This window comes from Salibacterium lacus (genome assembly GCF_042684865.1).
Classification (GTDB): domain Bacteria; phylum Bacillota; class Bacilli; order Bacillales; family Marinococcaceae; genus Salibacterium; species Salibacterium lacus.
Genome location: NZ_JBHUML010000005.1, coordinates 270,486 through 286,506 on the forward strand (window position 1 = coordinate 270,486; position 16,021 = coordinate 286,506).

The window sequence follows — 16,021 nt, forward strand, 5'->3', positions numbered from 1 at the left end:
GAGCCCCAGCGAATCGATGTCGCCCTTGTACTCTGGAGTGCAAAGAAGACACGATAAGCGCCAGCGAATCGATGCCGCCCTTGTGCTCTGGAGTAAAAGCAAAGCATTTTGGCGTAGCGGCTTGTCTCAGACTCTTTATCAGCGGCGTTAACGTTCAAGAAACGGTTCCATTTCTTCATTATCCATTTCGTCAGGAGTAATTCCTCTTGCCTTACAATATTCATACAGAGCGCGGACCTTCGCTTTTGGCTCTTCTGCAGCACGCGGGACAGCGAAAACGCCGTCTGAAAAGCTGAGCAACTTTCCATATCACCCTGCTAGTTTACGATGCAGGCGGTAAAATGCGGAAAACGATAAGAAAGCAACGAGAGATCCGGTAAACAGCGGGATGATGAGAGGGAAAACATAGAGGCTGATATACAAGATTACCCCGCAGCTAAGCGCAACCGCAAGAAAGACCAGTGGACTGCCTATGGTAATCAAAAAAGCGTGTTTGAGCCCCCCAAAAAACGTCATCTCATAATGAACAGCAACCGAGAAATAGTTCACTGTCCATACAAATAAGAGAATCCCCATAATCATAAATAGGTACATCAATGCTTCATTATGGCTGGAAAAATAATAGATATCTGCAATTAACACTCCCCATATTATTACAAACACTATACCGCCGATGAAACTCGTTTTGTAGTTTTCCTTATAATAGCCGACATACGACCGGGAACAGCCGCCTGTGTATTCTTCTTCTCTCACCCATTCGCGGGCTTGGGCAAACAAGGCTGTCGTGGCGGGGAAAAACAATACCGGCACGAGCAACACCAAAGGCGCCGTTAAATATAACGCAGAACCGGCACTCTCTTCTATATATAATAAACTGAGAAGAAGGAGGCCAATCGGAACATTGAACAGAACCCAATACAGATTAGCCACGGAAAAACGCATGATCCATTCGCTAATAGCGTAAAAACCCCCCATAAAACCTGTACCATTATTCACGATTGACCCTCCCCTTTCACGAGTAACTATTAAGCCCACCACATATCAGCAGGTGCTTCTTCTATATTGACAGCTTTCAAGTTTTTCACCGCCTGGCCGAATCCTTCATCGATAGACATAATAGGATCTTCGTGCTCGATGCTGATAACATGGTCGTAACCGTACGTTCGCAGCGCACTCACCATATTAGACCACTCCTGACTCCCATGTCCGTATCCAACCGTTCGGAATGTCCAGGCTCTCGTTTTCACGTCGGAATACGGCTGCATATCGGTTAAACCGTACATGTTCACATTTTCCTGGTCAATGTACGTGTCTTTCGCATGAAAATGATGAATCGCGTCGGCATTTCCTAATATTTTAATAGCAGCCACTGGATCGATACCCTGCCACCACAAATGACTTGGGTCAAGATTCGCCCCAATCGCCTCACTGGTTGCTTCGCGCAATTTTAACATCGTATGAGGCGTATGTACGAGAAATCCAGCGTGCAGTTCCAGACCGATTCGCACTCCATGTTCCTCGGCAAATGCCCCTTGTTCTTTCCAGTAAGGAATCAATTTCTCCTTCCACTGCCATTCCAGCACATCGGAATACTCCGCAGGCCACGGGGTGACCGGCCAATTGGGTGACGTATCGGTCTCAGAACCCCCCGGCGTTCCGGAAAAAGTGTTAACAACCGGTACACCTAGGAGAGATGCTAATTTCACCGTCTTCACGAACGCATCATGGGACTCGGCCGCAAACGTTTTATCTGGCGAAATAGGGTTGCCGTGACAGCTGAAGGCACTTATCGTCAATCCACGGTCCTTTATTTTTTCCATAAATGCCGTCCGTTTCTCTTCGCTTTCAAGCAATTCCTCCACATTACAATGGGCAGCGCCGGGATACCCGCCCGTACCGATTTCAACGGCTTTCAGACCGGCATCTCTCACGTGATCAAGCATATCTTCCAGTGATTTATCACCAAAAAGTACTGTGAAAACACCTAGTTTCATCGTTAATCCTCCACTCCAACGGATGCTAATTGTATACTCGAACCCGTTTCACTGCTTTGATAAATGGCTTCCATAAGCTGCGATACGTTTAACGCCTGTTCTGCTGTAACAACAGGTTCTGCTTTCCCTAAGCAGCAGTCCACGAAATTTTTTGCCTGGGCCAGCTCCGGACTAAGCTCTTCTTCAGGCAGACGGACTTTTGTATCCTGCAACGTTCCGTATTTTGCCTGATACAGTTCAAGCGGATACACATCCATTCCGCCGTCTACACCGGAGATGCTTAACGTCGTATGATCTTCTTTGATATTTGCCGCCCAGGAACATTCGAATTGCATCGACAAGCCATTTTCAAACGTAATGTAGCTGGTGACGTGATCATCCACATTAAACGTTTCCGGGTCAATCGAACCCCAATCATTCACTAGTCCCGGCGTTTTGCTCAAGCGGTTATAGGTTTTCCCGATAACTTCGACTGGTTTTGGGTCATCCAGCAGCCACAACGCAAGATCAAGCAGGTGACAGCCGAAATCTATCAGACTGCCGCCGCCTTGCAAGTCTTTATTGGTAAATACGCCCCATCCCGGCACTTTGCGGCGCCGCATCGCTTGCACCCGCGTGACGAACGGAGCCCCGATTTCACCATTCTCCATCAACTCCTTCGCCACTTTCGCTTCCGGGGTATATCGATAATGATAACCGATGGATAAGTGCCGGTTATTGCGGTCCGCTGCTTCTATCATCGCCTCACATTCTGCAGTGGACATAGCCATCGGCTTTTCACACAGAACATGAACGCCTGCGTCCAGCGCGGCTGCTGCTATTTCAGAATGAAACTTATTTGGTGTAGAAATGGTAACTGCGTCCACCATCGTAAATAGTTCCGTGTACTCTTTGACAACGTGCGGGATCTCAAAGTCTGACGCCACCTTGTACGCACGCTCCTCATTTACATCCTGGACAGCCGTCAGTTCCACTCCCTCTGTATGAGAAAAAGAAGGAATATGGCGGTCCCGGGCAATAGCTCCAACACCGATAAATCCTATTTTTAATTGGCTCACCGTTATTCTCCTTCCCTTACTCCGGAACGTTGGACGCTTCTTCTGATTCTAATGCAGCTAAAATGACTTCAAGAGAACGCTTGCCTTCATAACCATCGATCAACGGCTGCTTGTTGTTCACAACCGAGTCAACAAAGTGATCAATGACATACGTATTCGTCTGCCCGCCTGCATCATTTGACTGAATTTGTCCAAGTTCGTATTTCACGACGTCCCCGTTTGCATACTGCACGACGAGAGAGTGCACCGGATCTTCTTCCAAACGCAATGTTGCTTTTTGGGCATATATAATCGTAGAATTGTCTTCTTGTGGAACATACGCCCAGCTTGCTGCCATCGTGCCGATAATCCCTGATTCCGTGCGTAAAATGCAGACCGCATTATCATCAACAGTTATTCCTGTTTTCGCGTTATTTTCTATAAACCCGGCGACATTTACAAATTCTTCGCCCAGCAAATAACGAAGCAAATCGGCTTTATGTACACCGAGGTCTCCCATGGCGCCAATAAAGGCTTTCTCTTTTTCAAAAAACCAGCTGTTCTTCCCATCAGCACTCCAACCTTCCGGACCTCCGTGACCAAACGTCGTACGGAAGCTGTATATCCTGCCGACTTCTCCTGATTGAATCAAATGATAAGCTCTTTCATGGGACGAAACGAACCGCTGATTGTGCCCGATCATTAATTTCCTGTCACCTCGTTCGGCTGCGTTGATCATGGCCTGCGCTTCCTCGCTGGACGTTGCCATCGGCTTTTCGCATAATACATGAGCTCCAGCTTCCAAGGCCGCAATCGAGACCGGTGCATGCAGAGCATTCGGCAGACAAACACTCACAATGTCTATCTCTTCTTTTTCCAAAAGCTCTTTGTAATCTGTATATGCAGCAGCGCCGTACATGTCTGCTGTCTCTTGAGCGCGGGTTTGAACGATGTCGCAAACCGCTGTGATGCTCACTTGTTCATTTGCGTCATATTCCAGCAGATGACGATTTTTTGCTATACTCCCGCACCCAATGACTGCCGCTTTTAATAGTGTCATTTTATACTCCTCCTATTTTTCAGAAATATTCTCTATCGGCTGGGCATTACCGTATACGTGTGTTGGCGTTCCTTCATTCTGCGCCCATTTCACACCATTTTGAATGACCTGCTGCACCTCTTTATTGTAATAGGTCGGATACGTCTCATGACCTGGACGGAAATAGAATATCTTCCCGCGTCCACGTTTAAACGTCGCCCCGCTCCGGAACACTTCCCCACCTTCAAACCAGCTGATGAATAGAAGTTCCTCCGGGGTTGGGATGTCAAAATGTTCGCCGTACATTTCTTCTTTCTCGATCTCAAGATACTGGCCCAGTCCTTCTGTAATCGGATGTGCGGGGTCCACCACCCACATCCGTTCCCGGTCGTCGGCTTCGCGCCATTTCAAATCACAACTCGTGCCCATCAGTTTCCGGAAAATCTTCGAAAAGTGGGCGGAATGCAGGACAACCAGCCCCATTCCTTCCAGAACACGCTGTTTCACTGCTTCTGCAACATCTTCTTCCACTTCATCGTGAGCTTTATGCCCCCACCAGACGAGCACATCCGTATTGGCAAGCACTTCCTCAGTCAAACCATGATGTTCTTCATCCAGGGTAGCCGTTTTCACGTTGTGACCATCTTCTTTTAAAATTCCGGCAATCACTGTGTGAATGCCGTCCGGGTAAATGTCCGTAACGACGGGGTTTTCTTTTTCATGACGGTATTCGTTCCATACGGTAATATTCATAACTCTCTCCTTTTTTTATGATATTAGCTGATTTTTATTTAACGGCTCCTTCTGAAACACCCTTAATAATTTGTCTCTGTGCAAAGAAATAGCCGATAATGACAGGAATGATCGCTATCGTTAATCCGGCGAGCGCTAAATGCCATTGCTTCGTATATTGACCGAAGAAATAAAACATTTTCAAGGGAATCGTTGCATTGGACTCACTTAACACAAGGGATGGCAGCAAATAGTCATTCCAAATCCAAATCACATTCAAGATTCCCACCGTGACACTGATCGGCTTAAGCAGCGGGAAAATAATGTACCAGAATAACTGCAGACGGTTCGCTCCATCAATAATAGCCGCTTCATCCAATGTCCTGCTCACTCCAGTCATTGCTCCGTGGTACAAAAAGATGGATAAGCTGCAGCCAAAGCCAAGATACATAAATATCAAGCCGCCGGCGTTTAACATATCCACCATTCCAAACAAGGAAACGAGCGGAATCATCACAGATTGAAACGGAATTAACATCGCGGCAACGAAAATGAAGAAGATGACACTGCTAAGCTTACTTTTGTTACGGGCAAGCGCGTATCCTGCCATTGAAGAAAACATAATGATAAAAAGAATACTAAAACCAGTGATTAACACAGAGTTAAACAACGATTTCAGAAACTCTAAATCGATAAACGCCTGCACGAAATTTTCGAATTGAAATGTTTCTGGAATCCCTAATACCCCTTCAAAAATAGCACGTTTCGATTTAAACGCGTTAACGATCATCAGATAAAACGGAGAGATCCAAAGCAACCCAAGTACAATACCTAGAACTTCTATAGATATAAGATTTCGTTTTTCTTTATCCTTTTTCATTACATTTCCACCTCCCGCTTCTTGTTGTAGTACACCTGTGTCAATGCGATGACGGCAACGATAAAGAAGAAGATGACTGCTTTAGACTGAGCATACGCCATTTGATTATCAGAAAAGGCCGTTCGTACGATTTCCATCGCAACCATCTGCGTTGAATTAAAAGGACCACCGTTAGTCAGCGACAGGTTCTGGTCGTAAATTTTGAACGCCATGGACAAAGTTAAAAACATACTAACCGTAAAAGCAGGAGCTACAAGGGGGAATGTAACATTTTTGAAACGCTGAATCCCATTTGCTCCGTCTATTTTTGCTGCTTCAATTAAGTCTTTTGGAATGTTCTCCAAATACGCGATATAAATAATCATGATATAACCAGCCATCTGCCAGGCTGTTAAAATGACAAGTCCCCAGAACCCGGTACTCGTCGTGGAGAGCCAGCCCTGCATACCCTCAATGCCAAACATGCTCCCTATATCCCCAAATACACTGACGAAAATAAACTGCCAGATGAAACCTAAAATCAACCCGCCAATTAGGTTAGGCATGAAAAATACCGTTCTCAACAAGTTATTGGTTTTTATGTTTCGAGTAACGATTAAGGCAAGTCCGAGACCAAATATATTCAGCAGAATAACTGTGACCACAGCGAATTGAATCGTAAACACGATCGAATTCATAAATTCATCTTCTTGAAAGAGATTAATGTAATTTTGGAATCCTAAAAACTCTGTAGCAACAAGCCCGTTCCAATTCGTAAACGAGAAAACAAAGCCGTAAACAAACGGAATAACAACAACGATACCAAGTCCTAAAATGACAGGAGTCAAAAACACCCAAAACCAGAAGCTGCGATTCTGCATATGCATTTCCTCCAATGCTGTGTATTGCATGTGGGTTCAAATCAATGGAGCCGAGCAAGAGCTGCGGTCAGCTCTTGTCAGCCACTGTTCTTACTTATTGACGAGCTTCTTCCCAGGCAGAGGTTGCTTGCTGTTCTACCTCTTCCCATGTAATGTCACCAGCGATATATTCCTGCATTGCGACGCCTAAAGCATCTTCAGTCCAAGCGGTTGGCGCTCCAAGAAATACCCAGCCTTGTGTATTGCCTTCGCTTGCATAGTTATAAATTTCCTGAGAGATAGGATCTGCAATTTCCAAGTCCTCATAACCTTCATAAGCTGGGACAAACTTGAATTCCTCTGTTACAAACTGCTTCCCCGCCTCTGATGTGTACATCCAGTCCAAAAAGTCTTTACTGGCTTGGACGACTTCCTCTTCCATTTGTTTATTAACGACCCAGTAGTTTGGTACACCGACAGGAATCGTTCTCTCGTATCCTTCTACCGGAATAGGAAGTAAGCCCACATTCTCTTCGGCAAACTCAGGATCCATCGACTCAATCGTGTTATACACCCAGTTTCCCTGTTGAATCATTGCGACATTTCCAAGAGAAAAATGCTCTTCTACCTGCTGAGAATAATCGAGGCTCAGGGTAGGTTGAATAGAATATTCATTTTGCAGATCAAGGAATCGCTTCATTTGATCACCCATCTCAAAATCAACTGTTTCCGCCTTATAAGCTTCCATTACATCATGATTGAATTCATCTGCTAAAAATGTGTTGGCAAGATGATTCCCCATCACCCATTGTTCTTTCGCGGGAAAAGCAAATGGAGCTTCAATTCCTAGCTCACCTTTCTTACTTTCCAATGTTTTTACTGCTTCTTCCAAATCTTCGTATGTCTGAATTTCATCCGCGTTGATACCTGCTTCCTCAAACACGTTTTTATTGTAAAGAAGTCCATATCCTTCTTGGTTAAATGGAAGACCTAATATTTTATCATTTCGTTTTACACTCGTTAGCGTTCCATCCAAAGCCGCTTCTGCCGCTTTCGTATCAGATACATCCGCCAAGTATTCTTCGTACTCTTCAACATCTGTCGGTCCGCCAACGTTGAATATATCCGGCTCTTCGCCTGACGACATGGATGATTTTAGTGATGCACCATAATCATTACCGCCACCTACGGTTTTTACGTTAATTTCAACATCGGGATTTTCTTCTTCATACATTGCTACTAATTCTTCAAATTGCTCTTTAAACTCTACTTTAAATTGAAAAACATCAACCGTTACCTGATCTCCACTTCCCGAGGATGATCCATTATCTGCACTGTTTGATGAGTCATCATTACCGGAGGAAAAGGAACATCCCCCCAACATGATCGTTGATGCCAGCAATGCTGTTCCAACACTAGAATAAAACGTTTTCCCCTTCATATAACCCTCTCCTCTAATGTGTTTTATTTAACAATTATGAATGCGCTTCCAAATCAATCAAAAACTATATAAGCTTCCCATACTACCACAGCTTGAGGAACCTCGATAATTGATACGTACTAAACACTGATACGATTTTGTAATCGATTACTCAATAAGATAAATAAAATAACTATCTCTTTATTCTTCAACCTCATATAATACAACCTCCTTCCCTTTTTTAAAACAGTACATGCAAAACATGATTAACAACATTTAAATTTTATAAGTAAACGATTACAACTACAATTAAAATCTTATAGGTGAACACTATCATTGTCAATCCTTTTTTCTGAATATTTTACCTCCATTTTATACTTCTTGCGCTGCTCTCTTCCCCTTAGTTAAAACCGTTTAATTGACAAAACAAAATAAATAAAATAAGATAAAAACAAACATGTAGTAATCGTTTACATTTAAAGAAATGCGGGGATTGTGTCTTATGCCAACAATCAAAGATGTGGCGAAACAAGCGAATGTCTCGGTAGCAACTGTTTCGAGGGTTTTGAGTAAAGCTGATACCGTTTCAGAAAAAAACACACAGAATGTGTTAGACGCTATAGAGAAACTTAACTATAAACCCAATGCACTTGGACGATATTTAAGGACAGCTCATACAAAGACTATTTTAGTCGTTGTTCCGGATATCACGAATCCTTTTTTTTCCAATGTAATGAAAGGAATTCAAAGCTTGGCCAATCAAAAGGAATACGATGTACTGGTTATGGACGCAGAGCACGCACACTTTGATAGTATGAAATGCTTTGATATGTTAGAACAGAAACAAGTGGATGGTCTCATCATGCTCACTTCAAGGGTTGATCAGAATAGTCTTTTAGAACTTAGCAAAGAACACTCCATCGTTCTCGCCTGTGAGTATTTGGAAGGCACTACGATTCCGACGGTTTCTATTGATAATGTGAGCGCTGCCCGTAAGATGACGGAATACCTGATTGACCTATCCTACACCAACATCGCTCATATTACCGGTCCGATGGAAGCAGTTTTAGGAATTGACAGACTGAGGGGATACAAGCAGGCATTGCAGACAAAAGATATACCTGTCAAAACATCGTATATCCAGGAAGGGGACTTCAGCATCGATTCCGGCTACAACGTGATGTTGAAACTGTTATCGATGGAAGATCGGCCCGAGGCTGTTTTTGCTGCGAATGATGAAATGGCGATGGGCGCTGTCAACGCTGCAAAGGCTTTCGATTTAAGAGTTCCGGAAGATATCGCCGTTGTCGGTTTTGATGATATTAGAATGGCTTCCATGTTCACCCCTCAGTTAACGACAATTTCACAGCCAACCTTTGAAATCGGACAAAAATCAATGAGTCTTTTATTGGATTTATTGAATAAAGAACCTTTGACACAATCCCAGTTTGTCTTGGACGACACATTGATGGTCCGCGATTCGTGCGGTCATTCCTTAACATCAAATATGGATGAGGAAAGCCCCGTCCAGCAATCGAAGTAATGTCGTCACCCAAGCGTTGTGCTTATCATCGGCGCGGTGAGTGCTGGGAGCGCTCTTGTAGACACATTTGCCATACGGGCAGAAAGGTACCGTATACGAGCGAAAACACCTCGATTGCGGGCGGGAACCCCATACACCACATAGAAAAAAGCCGGAGAGCGCATCTCCGGCTTTTGTTGAACCGATTCACAACCCAGTTTCCCGGTTGTGTGAATTGGCCCGCAACGACGGCGGACAACGTGAATTGTCTTACCATTTCTTATTGTAACACCGGCTTTCACTACATATCAAACATCCACTTCATCCTTGATTTGATCCGCTCCAGGTCCTTTTCTCCGACTTCACCGAGGTGTCTGCCGAGCCGGTTTTTGCTGACCGTGCAGATGCTTTCGGCTTTGACGGCTGAGGTTTTATCAAGAAATGGATACTCGTTTTCGTGCAGCACGTAATGGGTGCGGATTTCCGGTGTCTGGACGGTGCGCCCGCGGCGGTTTGTTTTTGTCACGGTTTTCACCTGTCCGGTGAGCGGCAGTACCTGCACGGTTCCGCTCGTTGCGTTGATGCGGTTATTGGATATAATGAGCGCCGGACGTTCCTTGTTCAATTCGTTACCTATGTTTTCACCGAGATCGCAGACGTGAACAGCCCCCTGCACGAAACGGCGTTCCATCTGTTCGTGCAGGTTATCGATCCAGTGCAGGGCGAGTCGTTCTTTTTCCGGGTGCCATTCCCGGAGCCGGCGTAGTTTCTCGTCTTTATTTTCTGAAGCCATCGCATGTCCCACCAATTTCTTTTTCTATCCTCTGCTGTATTCCCATTTTCCGGCTTGTTGACACATGTTTCTTTCCTGCAGGAGGTATGATTGCCTCCAGGAAGGCACAGACTGGTTTCCAGACCTTGAAAACCGGGAATGACAGATATTGAAATGAGGGATTCATGATGATAACCAATCAGGCAAGATGTGTGTTGAAAAACGGGATTGTGCTGCTGCGCTGGATTGCCGTTGTCTCATCAAGTGTGGCAGCCATTATCTCCACGATGCTTCCGTTGTACGGAGAAATCCCCGGTGGATCGTGGGGAGGGTTATTTCTGCTGCTTCTTTGCAGCGCATTTTTGATCCACGGGGTGCTCACGCATCTGTTGAATGACTACACCGATCATCTGTCGGGGACGGATGCTCACAGCCCGGCCATTCTCTCCGGTGGAAGCCGTCTCATCCAGACCGGCGAGGTACCGGCAGAAACCATCGGCCGGATGGGAAAGGGGCTTGCCGCCGGGCTTGCTCTGCTTTCGGCGGCGCTTCTTGTAACAGGCTTTGTCCGCCTCGGCGTGCTGCTTGCCATTGGTGTGTGGGCGGCTGTCTCTTATTCGCTGCGGCCGTTGCGCACGAGTTATTACCCGGTGGCCGGCGAATGGATCAGTACGTTTCCATCCCTGTTTTTCCTCGGTCTCGCCGGTCCGTGGCTTGCGCTTGAAACGGTGCCGGAGTGGGCGCTTCAGAATGCGCTTGTGAATGCGCTTATCTGCATTGCCTGGGTGATGGTGCATCACATCCCCGATCTGAACGCAGATGCCCGCGCCGTCCCAAAGAAAGTGACGTCCGTTGTGTGGGCGTCTGAGACATTCGGCCTGCCTTTCGCCCGCCTGCCGGCTCTCCTCTATTACGGCTTGGCGGGTGCCTGCGTGTTCTGGCTGGGGCTCGAGCGCCTCCCCGCCGCGATCGGCCTCGCCGCTTCAGCCGCTGCCGCCATGTTTCTCATTATGAAAATGAACTTGGAGGACCCGGAAGAGGTATCCTCGGTGGAAAAATGGCTGCTTCTGCTTGCGATGAGCACCGCCGTCTGGCTCGGTATCTTCGTCTAGATACCGGCCGGGCGGTTTTTTCTGCCGATACGGACCGTTTCTGCATCGATTCCCGGAATTTCTGCATCGATTCTCTGTTTTCTGCATCGATTCCCGGGGCTTTTTGATATTTCCCTATCAATTCTCCGGTTTTTCCGATTGATTCTTCTGATTTCTGTCTCGATTCTGTTCCTCCATACGGAAGGCGGCAATGCTTTCCTGCATGGATTCAGCGACGTGGCTCAGGTTATCGGCGGAGGCGCTGATTTCTTCCATAGAGGCGTTCTGTTCTTCGATGCCGCTTGCCACCTGCTCCACATTTTCTGCGTTCTGGCGGCTGATCTCCTGCATGTCCCCAATCTGGCTGCTGGAGGCTTCCGTTTGTTCTTCAATTGCACCAAGCGCATGGTTAATCGCGTCGACGTCGGAGGCAATCGAGGTAACAGCTTCTTCAATCTCATCAAAAGTAGCGTCGGTCTGCTGGGCGCGTTCATTGCAGTTCGCCGCTTTGTCATGATTTTCGTTCATCGCCGCGGCGGAACGCTTCACCGTCTCCTGAATCTCCTGAATCAGCCGGTTGATATCCGACGCGGAGGCGCTGGAGCGCTCTGCCAGTTTCCGGACTTCTTCGGCGACGACGGCAAAACCTTTCCCGCTTTCCCCGGCCCGGGCTGCTTCAATGGCGGCATTCAGGGCGAGCAGGTTCGTCTGCTCCGAAATATCAGTAATGAGTGACACGATATCGGTGATCTGCCCCGATTTTTGTTCAAGTTCCTGAATCTCGCTGTTCGTGCGGGTCGTAAGCTGCTGGAGTTCTCCCACTTCTGTCGTAAGCGTAGAAATTTTCTCCTTCCCTGTTTCGGTTTTTCCCTTTGCAGTTGCAGTGGAGCTCTTCGCCTGATCGACCCGGCCGCGCATGTCCGACACGGTCGTATTAATTTCTTCCATCGCCTGATTGGATTCCTCTGCTGCGGCTGTCTGACGGTACGACTGATCGTTCACTTCCTGTACCGACTGCGACATCATTTCCGCCGCTTTTGCGTTTTCGTCTGTGGTGGCGTTCAATTCTTCCGACATCGCCGACACCTGCTGGGCCGAATCGTTAACCGATCCGATAATCGAACGAAGCGATGCTTTCATATGGTCGACCTGGGCGGCAAGCGATCCGATTTCGTCTTTTCTGTGGATAGACAGATCCCGGTCGCTTAAATCTCCGGAAGCCACCTTCTGCACCTCTTCATTGAGCTGTTCCACCGGCCGGGAAATCCGCCGTGCGAAGAAATAGACGATCACCGCTCCGATGACAAGCGCCCCGGCAAGGGTGAACAGCATGATACTGAGCACATTGGAAGCGCCCTCATTGTAATCCATCATATAGGAGCCTGCGGCAATCACCCAGTCCCATTCCTGGTCATATTCGGCGTAAATGATTTTTGGTTCACTGACATCTTCGTTGTTTGGAAGCGGCCATTCATAGTTGACAAAACCACCGCCATTTTGTGCTTTTTCTACCGTTTCCTGAATGAAATATGTACCATTATCAGACTGCGAATCCCAGATGTTGTCCCCCTCCTGGTTCGGGTGGGCAAGCAGCGTTCCTTCGCTGTCCATAATATAAAAATAGCCGTTCGGTCCCAGATCTATATCTCCGGTCACCGTCCGCTCTCCGTCTCCTTCAGACGGTCCGAGAAGGCTTTCTTTCACCTGTTCACGTGCCTGTTCTTCCGACATGGATCCATCAGCTGCTGCCTCCTGCATCCGGTCCGTCATTTCTGCCGCCATACCAACGTAGTTCTCCAGACTTACTTCGCTGGCAGCGTTCAACTCCGATTTTGCGGTATCGTAACTGATCCATCCCAGTACAGCAACAGGAATCACAAGCAGACTGAGGCAGTACACAAGCAATTTAGCCTTAAGACTCATATTGAGCCCTCCTTTTGTCGTGCAATCATTGATAAAACTAGTATAATTGATTTATAAGACGAACAAAACACCATCCGCCAATTTTTGATGAAAAATTTAGAAAATAACGAATTTGACATTCCTGATTATTCCGGCACATAGTAATGTAAAACATGAACCGGCCTTATGTTATGGCGCGGTTCATGTCTGGGAGTTTATGAGCTTTCTGCCGTTTCTTTTGGATTCGGCCCGTATTCATTCGTCCCTTCCTGGCTGTCCAGACACATGAAGACCAACAGAATAATCGAACCTATGAACGGGATTAATTGGATCAAAAACCACCATCCCGTGCGGCCGGTATCATGCAGACGTCGGATTAAGACTCCCAGTGAAGGCAAAAGCACAGCAAGACCATAGATGGAGGTCAGCACAGCAGGAATCGCCATCATTGCTTCAATACCAGTTAGAATTAAGGCAATAAGAAAGTTAATAAGCGTAAACATCCAGTATTCCGTCCGTCTCGCTCTTCCGCGGAAGACGGCGTAATTCGACAATACTTTCGCGTACCAATGCATCGTTTCTCCCCCCTTTTGCAACTTTCTCAGTGTATCATAATGTTCCCCTTCTGTACGTTCCATCATTTATTCACGTTTCACTGCCGGCATAACTCAGATGACATAGAACAAAGCAAGAAAAACAAGCACGACCCATACCGAATACGTCGCCGCGAGTTCCGCCGCTTTCGTCACGGTATCGTTCTGCTTCATCCGCTTGAAAAAAAGCGAGAACACCCATAAAAACAATAAAAGCAGAAAATACTGATACAACACAATAACGACCCACGGATCAGGAAAATTATTGAACGCCACCTGCCACACGGCCAAAGCAGCGAACGACACGAGACCCGCCGTTCCAATCAAAAAAGGTGCCCGCTTCCATATGTTTTGGTAAAAAATATGATTTTCTTTATGCAGTTCGAATAACGTCAAAAAGTAAAACGCAGTAAGGGGAACAGCAACCGCCAGAAGAACATCAAAAATGGAAGGAACGGGGCCGGTGCTTACCGGACCGAATGTCGAAGATGTATCCATCCACCACGCCCCAAAAGAGGTACAGACGCCGAGAATAACGAGCGTAAGCGCCTGAAATATTGTCCATATCACGTTTCATCCCTGCTTCCTTTTCTTACGATTCTTGTAACACAAAAAAACTCCGTGCTAAAATCATATCAGAAATGAAGAGGAAAAATCAGTATGAAAACCAATTTCATAGAAAAAATATACATGCAGTTGGAGAGAAGGAGAGTCTGTCATGCACGTCTCAAACCCCGCCGGTATCTTTCACCGCATCGGTGCGGCCCTGATTGATATTGGTATCATCTTCGTGGTGACAAGAATTCTGGCTTACGTGTTGTACGGGGATTTTTTTGTATCCAATTCAACGTTTTTCACCATTCTTGTCACGTTGTACTGGGTGATGATTCCCTCGATCTGGAGAGGGCGCACGATTGGAAAATGGACGTGCGGCTTAACCATCGCGAGTGTGTACCGCGAAGGGGCGGGCTTTGGCACGATGCTGCTCCGGTATACCGGCCTCAGCCTCATCTACCTGCTGACACTCGGTGTCGGGCTTATCGTGAGTGCTGTTATGATTATCTGGCGGGACGACCGCCGAGCCCTGCATGATTTTGCGGCTGGGACTTACATTACCTACGATGCGCCGGAGCGGCTTGAAGCACGCACGATATTCAACAACCGCCGCGCGCTGGCTGTGTTCACCGTTCTGCTGATTGCCGGCGGGCTTGCGCTTGACCGCTTTGAACATACAACGTACGAGGACGAAGCGTCGGCGATGCTTGAGGACATCAACGGGCCGGTGGATGAAATCAAAGTGACGCGGAGCAGCCGTATAGCAACGGATTCATCCCGTTATGCCGTTTTATCGGGAGACAACATCCTTCAAACGCTGAAAGACGCACCGGAAGAAACGGTCCACCTGCGCCGAACCGGTAATACGATTTATCCTCAGTATGACATGGAAGTGGGCGGCCGCTCGCTTATCCTGGGGGAAAACGGAATATCACTCAACGGGCAGGCGTATACATTCATCGAAAAAAATCCCACCCGGGAAATAATCCATCGTTTCCAACCGGAGTGGGAAGAGCGCTGAACCGTGCTTTATGTCCCGGCGATAATGGAGATTTCTTTTTCACTGATCTCGTGTCCGGTGCTTGCTTCCAGGCTTCCGCCCCATTTTTCCACGGACAACTGCTTTTCCTGCGTATCGTTGTCAACAAGATCCCAGTATTCCACCGTCTGCCCCGGGGAAGCTCCCACGCGCCCCTCGGCTTCCTTGATGGAGGCGGATCCGTGTTCTTTCACCTGATACGTCGTTCCTTCGTACTCAAACGTGCCGCTCCCGGGCTCTTCAGGCGGCACACTCGTTTTATCATACATGCCGATCACCCATTCATCGTCTTCCTCAAACGACAGCCAACGGTTCGCCGTTTCCCCGGCCAGATGGTACACCGTCCACTCGAATCCGCCATCTTCGTACACGAGCTTTCCTTTCACTATGTAATCTTCCAGATCATACGACACAATATCTTCAAGCTGCATCGTCTGGATCGTACGGGTTACCGTCCCTTTTTCCTCGTCGACATTCCGCGCGCGGAACATTTCTTTCACTCTATTAAAAACACCCATTAAAAGTCCTCCTTTAATTTCCATCAGTATAGCATATTCAGGGTTTTGGTTGAAATGAATAGATAAGACCGTCCGGGAATGATAAAAT

Annotated in this window: 17 protein-coding genes; 3 read left to right on the top strand and 14 right to left on the bottom strand. The window is 47.0% G+C overall.

The window, feature by feature from the left end:
- Window positions 1-147: 147 nt before the first annotated feature.
- The 9 genes from ACFSUB_RS14505 to ACFSUB_RS14545 all read right to left on the bottom strand — a co-directional run bounded on the left by ACFSUB_RS14505 (window position 148) and on the right by ACFSUB_RS14545 (window position 7,962).
- A complete protein-coding gene (locus ACFSUB_RS14505; RefSeq protein WP_380713976.1) occupies window positions 148-300 on the bottom strand; it encodes a hypothetical protein in 153 nt (50 codons plus the stop codon).
- Between the two features lie 9 nt (window positions 301-309).
- The gene (locus ACFSUB_RS14510; RefSeq protein WP_380713977.1) at window positions 310-996 is read right to left on the bottom strand and encodes a YesL family protein; all 687 of its coding nucleotides are present in this window, start codon (window positions 994-996) and stop codon (window positions 310-312) included.
- Between the two features lie 29 nt (window positions 997-1,025).
- Entirely contained in the window at window positions 1,026-1,994 is a 969-nt protein-coding gene (locus ACFSUB_RS14515) for a sugar phosphate isomerase/epimerase family protein (protein ID WP_380713978.1), read from the bottom strand.
- A 2-nt stretch (window positions 1,995-1,996) separates the two neighbouring features.
- Window positions 1,997-3,052: a Gfo/Idh/MocA family protein gene (locus tag ACFSUB_RS14520; RefSeq protein ID WP_380713979.1), complete on the bottom strand. Its 1,056-nt coding sequence runs from the start codon at window positions 3,050-3,052 to the stop codon at window positions 1,997-1,999.
- A gap of 16 nt (window positions 3,053-3,068) precedes the next feature.
- Complete coding sequence (locus ACFSUB_RS14525) at window positions 3,069-4,091, bottom strand: Gfo/Idh/MocA family protein (RefSeq protein WP_380713980.1); 1,023 nt, start codon at window positions 4,089-4,091, stop codon at window positions 3,069-3,071.
- A gap of 12 nt (window positions 4,092-4,103) precedes the next feature.
- The gene (locus ACFSUB_RS14530; protein ID WP_380713981.1) at window positions 4,104-4,823 is read right to left on the bottom strand and encodes a ThuA domain-containing protein; all 720 of its coding nucleotides are present in this window, start codon (window positions 4,821-4,823) and stop codon (window positions 4,104-4,106) included.
- 34 nt (window positions 4,824-4,857) lie between these two features.
- Window positions 4,858-5,682 carry a carbohydrate ABC transporter permease gene (locus ACFSUB_RS14535; protein WP_380713982.1) on the bottom strand — a complete coding sequence of 275 codons (825 nt, stop codon included), beginning with the start codon at window positions 5,680-5,682 and terminating at the stop codon, window positions 4,858-4,860.
- Window positions 5,682-6,542: a carbohydrate ABC transporter permease gene (locus ACFSUB_RS14540; RefSeq protein WP_380713983.1), complete on the bottom strand. Its 861-nt coding sequence runs from the start codon at window positions 6,540-6,542 to the stop codon at window positions 5,682-5,684. The genes ACFSUB_RS14535 and ACFSUB_RS14540 overlap by 1 nt, the downstream gene beginning before the upstream one ends.
- 94 nt (window positions 6,543-6,636) lie before the next feature.
- A complete protein-coding gene (locus ACFSUB_RS14545) occupies window positions 6,637-7,962 on the bottom strand; it encodes an ABC transporter substrate-binding protein (RefSeq protein ID WP_380713984.1) in 1,326 nt (441 codons plus the stop codon).
- 481 nt (window positions 7,963-8,443) lie between these two features.
- On the opposite strand from ACFSUB_RS14545, the gene ACFSUB_RS14550 reads away from it, so the two are divergent.
- Window positions 8,444-9,484, top strand: coding sequence for a LacI family DNA-binding transcriptional regulator (locus ACFSUB_RS14550; RefSeq protein ID WP_380713985.1), 1,041 nt, complete (start codon window positions 8,444-8,446; stop codon window positions 9,482-9,484).
- A 280-nt stretch (window positions 9,485-9,764) separates the two neighbouring features.
- On the opposite strand, the gene ACFSUB_RS14555 is transcribed toward ACFSUB_RS14550, so the two are convergent.
- Window positions 9,765-10,256, bottom strand: coding sequence for a type II toxin-antitoxin system PemK/MazF family toxin (locus tag ACFSUB_RS14555; RefSeq protein ID WP_090926651.1), 492 nt, complete (start codon window positions 10,254-10,256; stop codon window positions 9,765-9,767).
- Window positions 10,257-10,420: 164 nt separating this feature from the next.
- On the opposite strand from ACFSUB_RS14555, the gene ACFSUB_RS14560 reads away from it, so the two are divergent.
- Window positions 10,421-11,347, top strand: coding sequence for a prenyltransferase (locus ACFSUB_RS14560; RefSeq protein WP_380713986.1), 927 nt, complete (start codon window positions 10,421-10,423; stop codon window positions 11,345-11,347).
- Window positions 11,348-11,464: 117 nt separating this feature from the next.
- Here ACFSUB_RS14560 and ACFSUB_RS14565 read toward each other — a convergent pair whose 3' ends face one another.
- The 3 genes from ACFSUB_RS14565 to ACFSUB_RS14575 form a co-directional block, all read right to left on the bottom strand.
- Window positions 11,465-13,249: a methyl-accepting chemotaxis protein gene (locus ACFSUB_RS14565; RefSeq protein WP_380713987.1), complete on the bottom strand. Its 1,785-nt coding sequence runs from the start codon at window positions 13,247-13,249 to the stop codon at window positions 11,465-11,467.
- A 194-nt stretch (window positions 13,250-13,443) separates the two neighbouring features.
- Window positions 13,444-13,803, bottom strand: a complete 360-nt coding sequence (locus ACFSUB_RS14570; RefSeq protein ID WP_380713988.1) for a DUF805 domain-containing protein — start codon at window positions 13,801-13,803, stop codon at window positions 13,444-13,446.
- A 93-nt stretch (window positions 13,804-13,896) separates the two neighbouring features.
- Window positions 13,897-14,391: a hypothetical protein gene (locus tag ACFSUB_RS14575; RefSeq protein WP_380713989.1), complete on the bottom strand. Its 495-nt coding sequence runs from the start codon at window positions 14,389-14,391 to the stop codon at window positions 13,897-13,899.
- 148 nt (window positions 14,392-14,539) lie between these two features.
- On the opposite strand from ACFSUB_RS14575, the gene ACFSUB_RS14580 reads away from it, so the two are divergent.
- Window positions 14,540-15,397 carry an RDD family protein gene (locus ACFSUB_RS14580; protein ID WP_380713990.1) on the top strand — a complete coding sequence of 286 codons (858 nt, stop codon included), beginning with the start codon at window positions 14,540-14,542 and terminating at the stop codon, window positions 15,395-15,397.
- A gap of 8 nt (window positions 15,398-15,405) precedes the next feature.
- On the opposite strand, the gene ACFSUB_RS14585 is transcribed toward ACFSUB_RS14580, so the two are convergent.
- Window positions 15,406-15,933 (bottom strand): DUF4178 domain-containing protein, encoded by a 528-nt coding sequence (locus tag ACFSUB_RS14585; RefSeq protein WP_380713991.1) that lies wholly within the window; start codon window positions 15,931-15,933, stop codon window positions 15,406-15,408.
- Window positions 15,934-16,021: the final 88 nt, after the last annotated feature.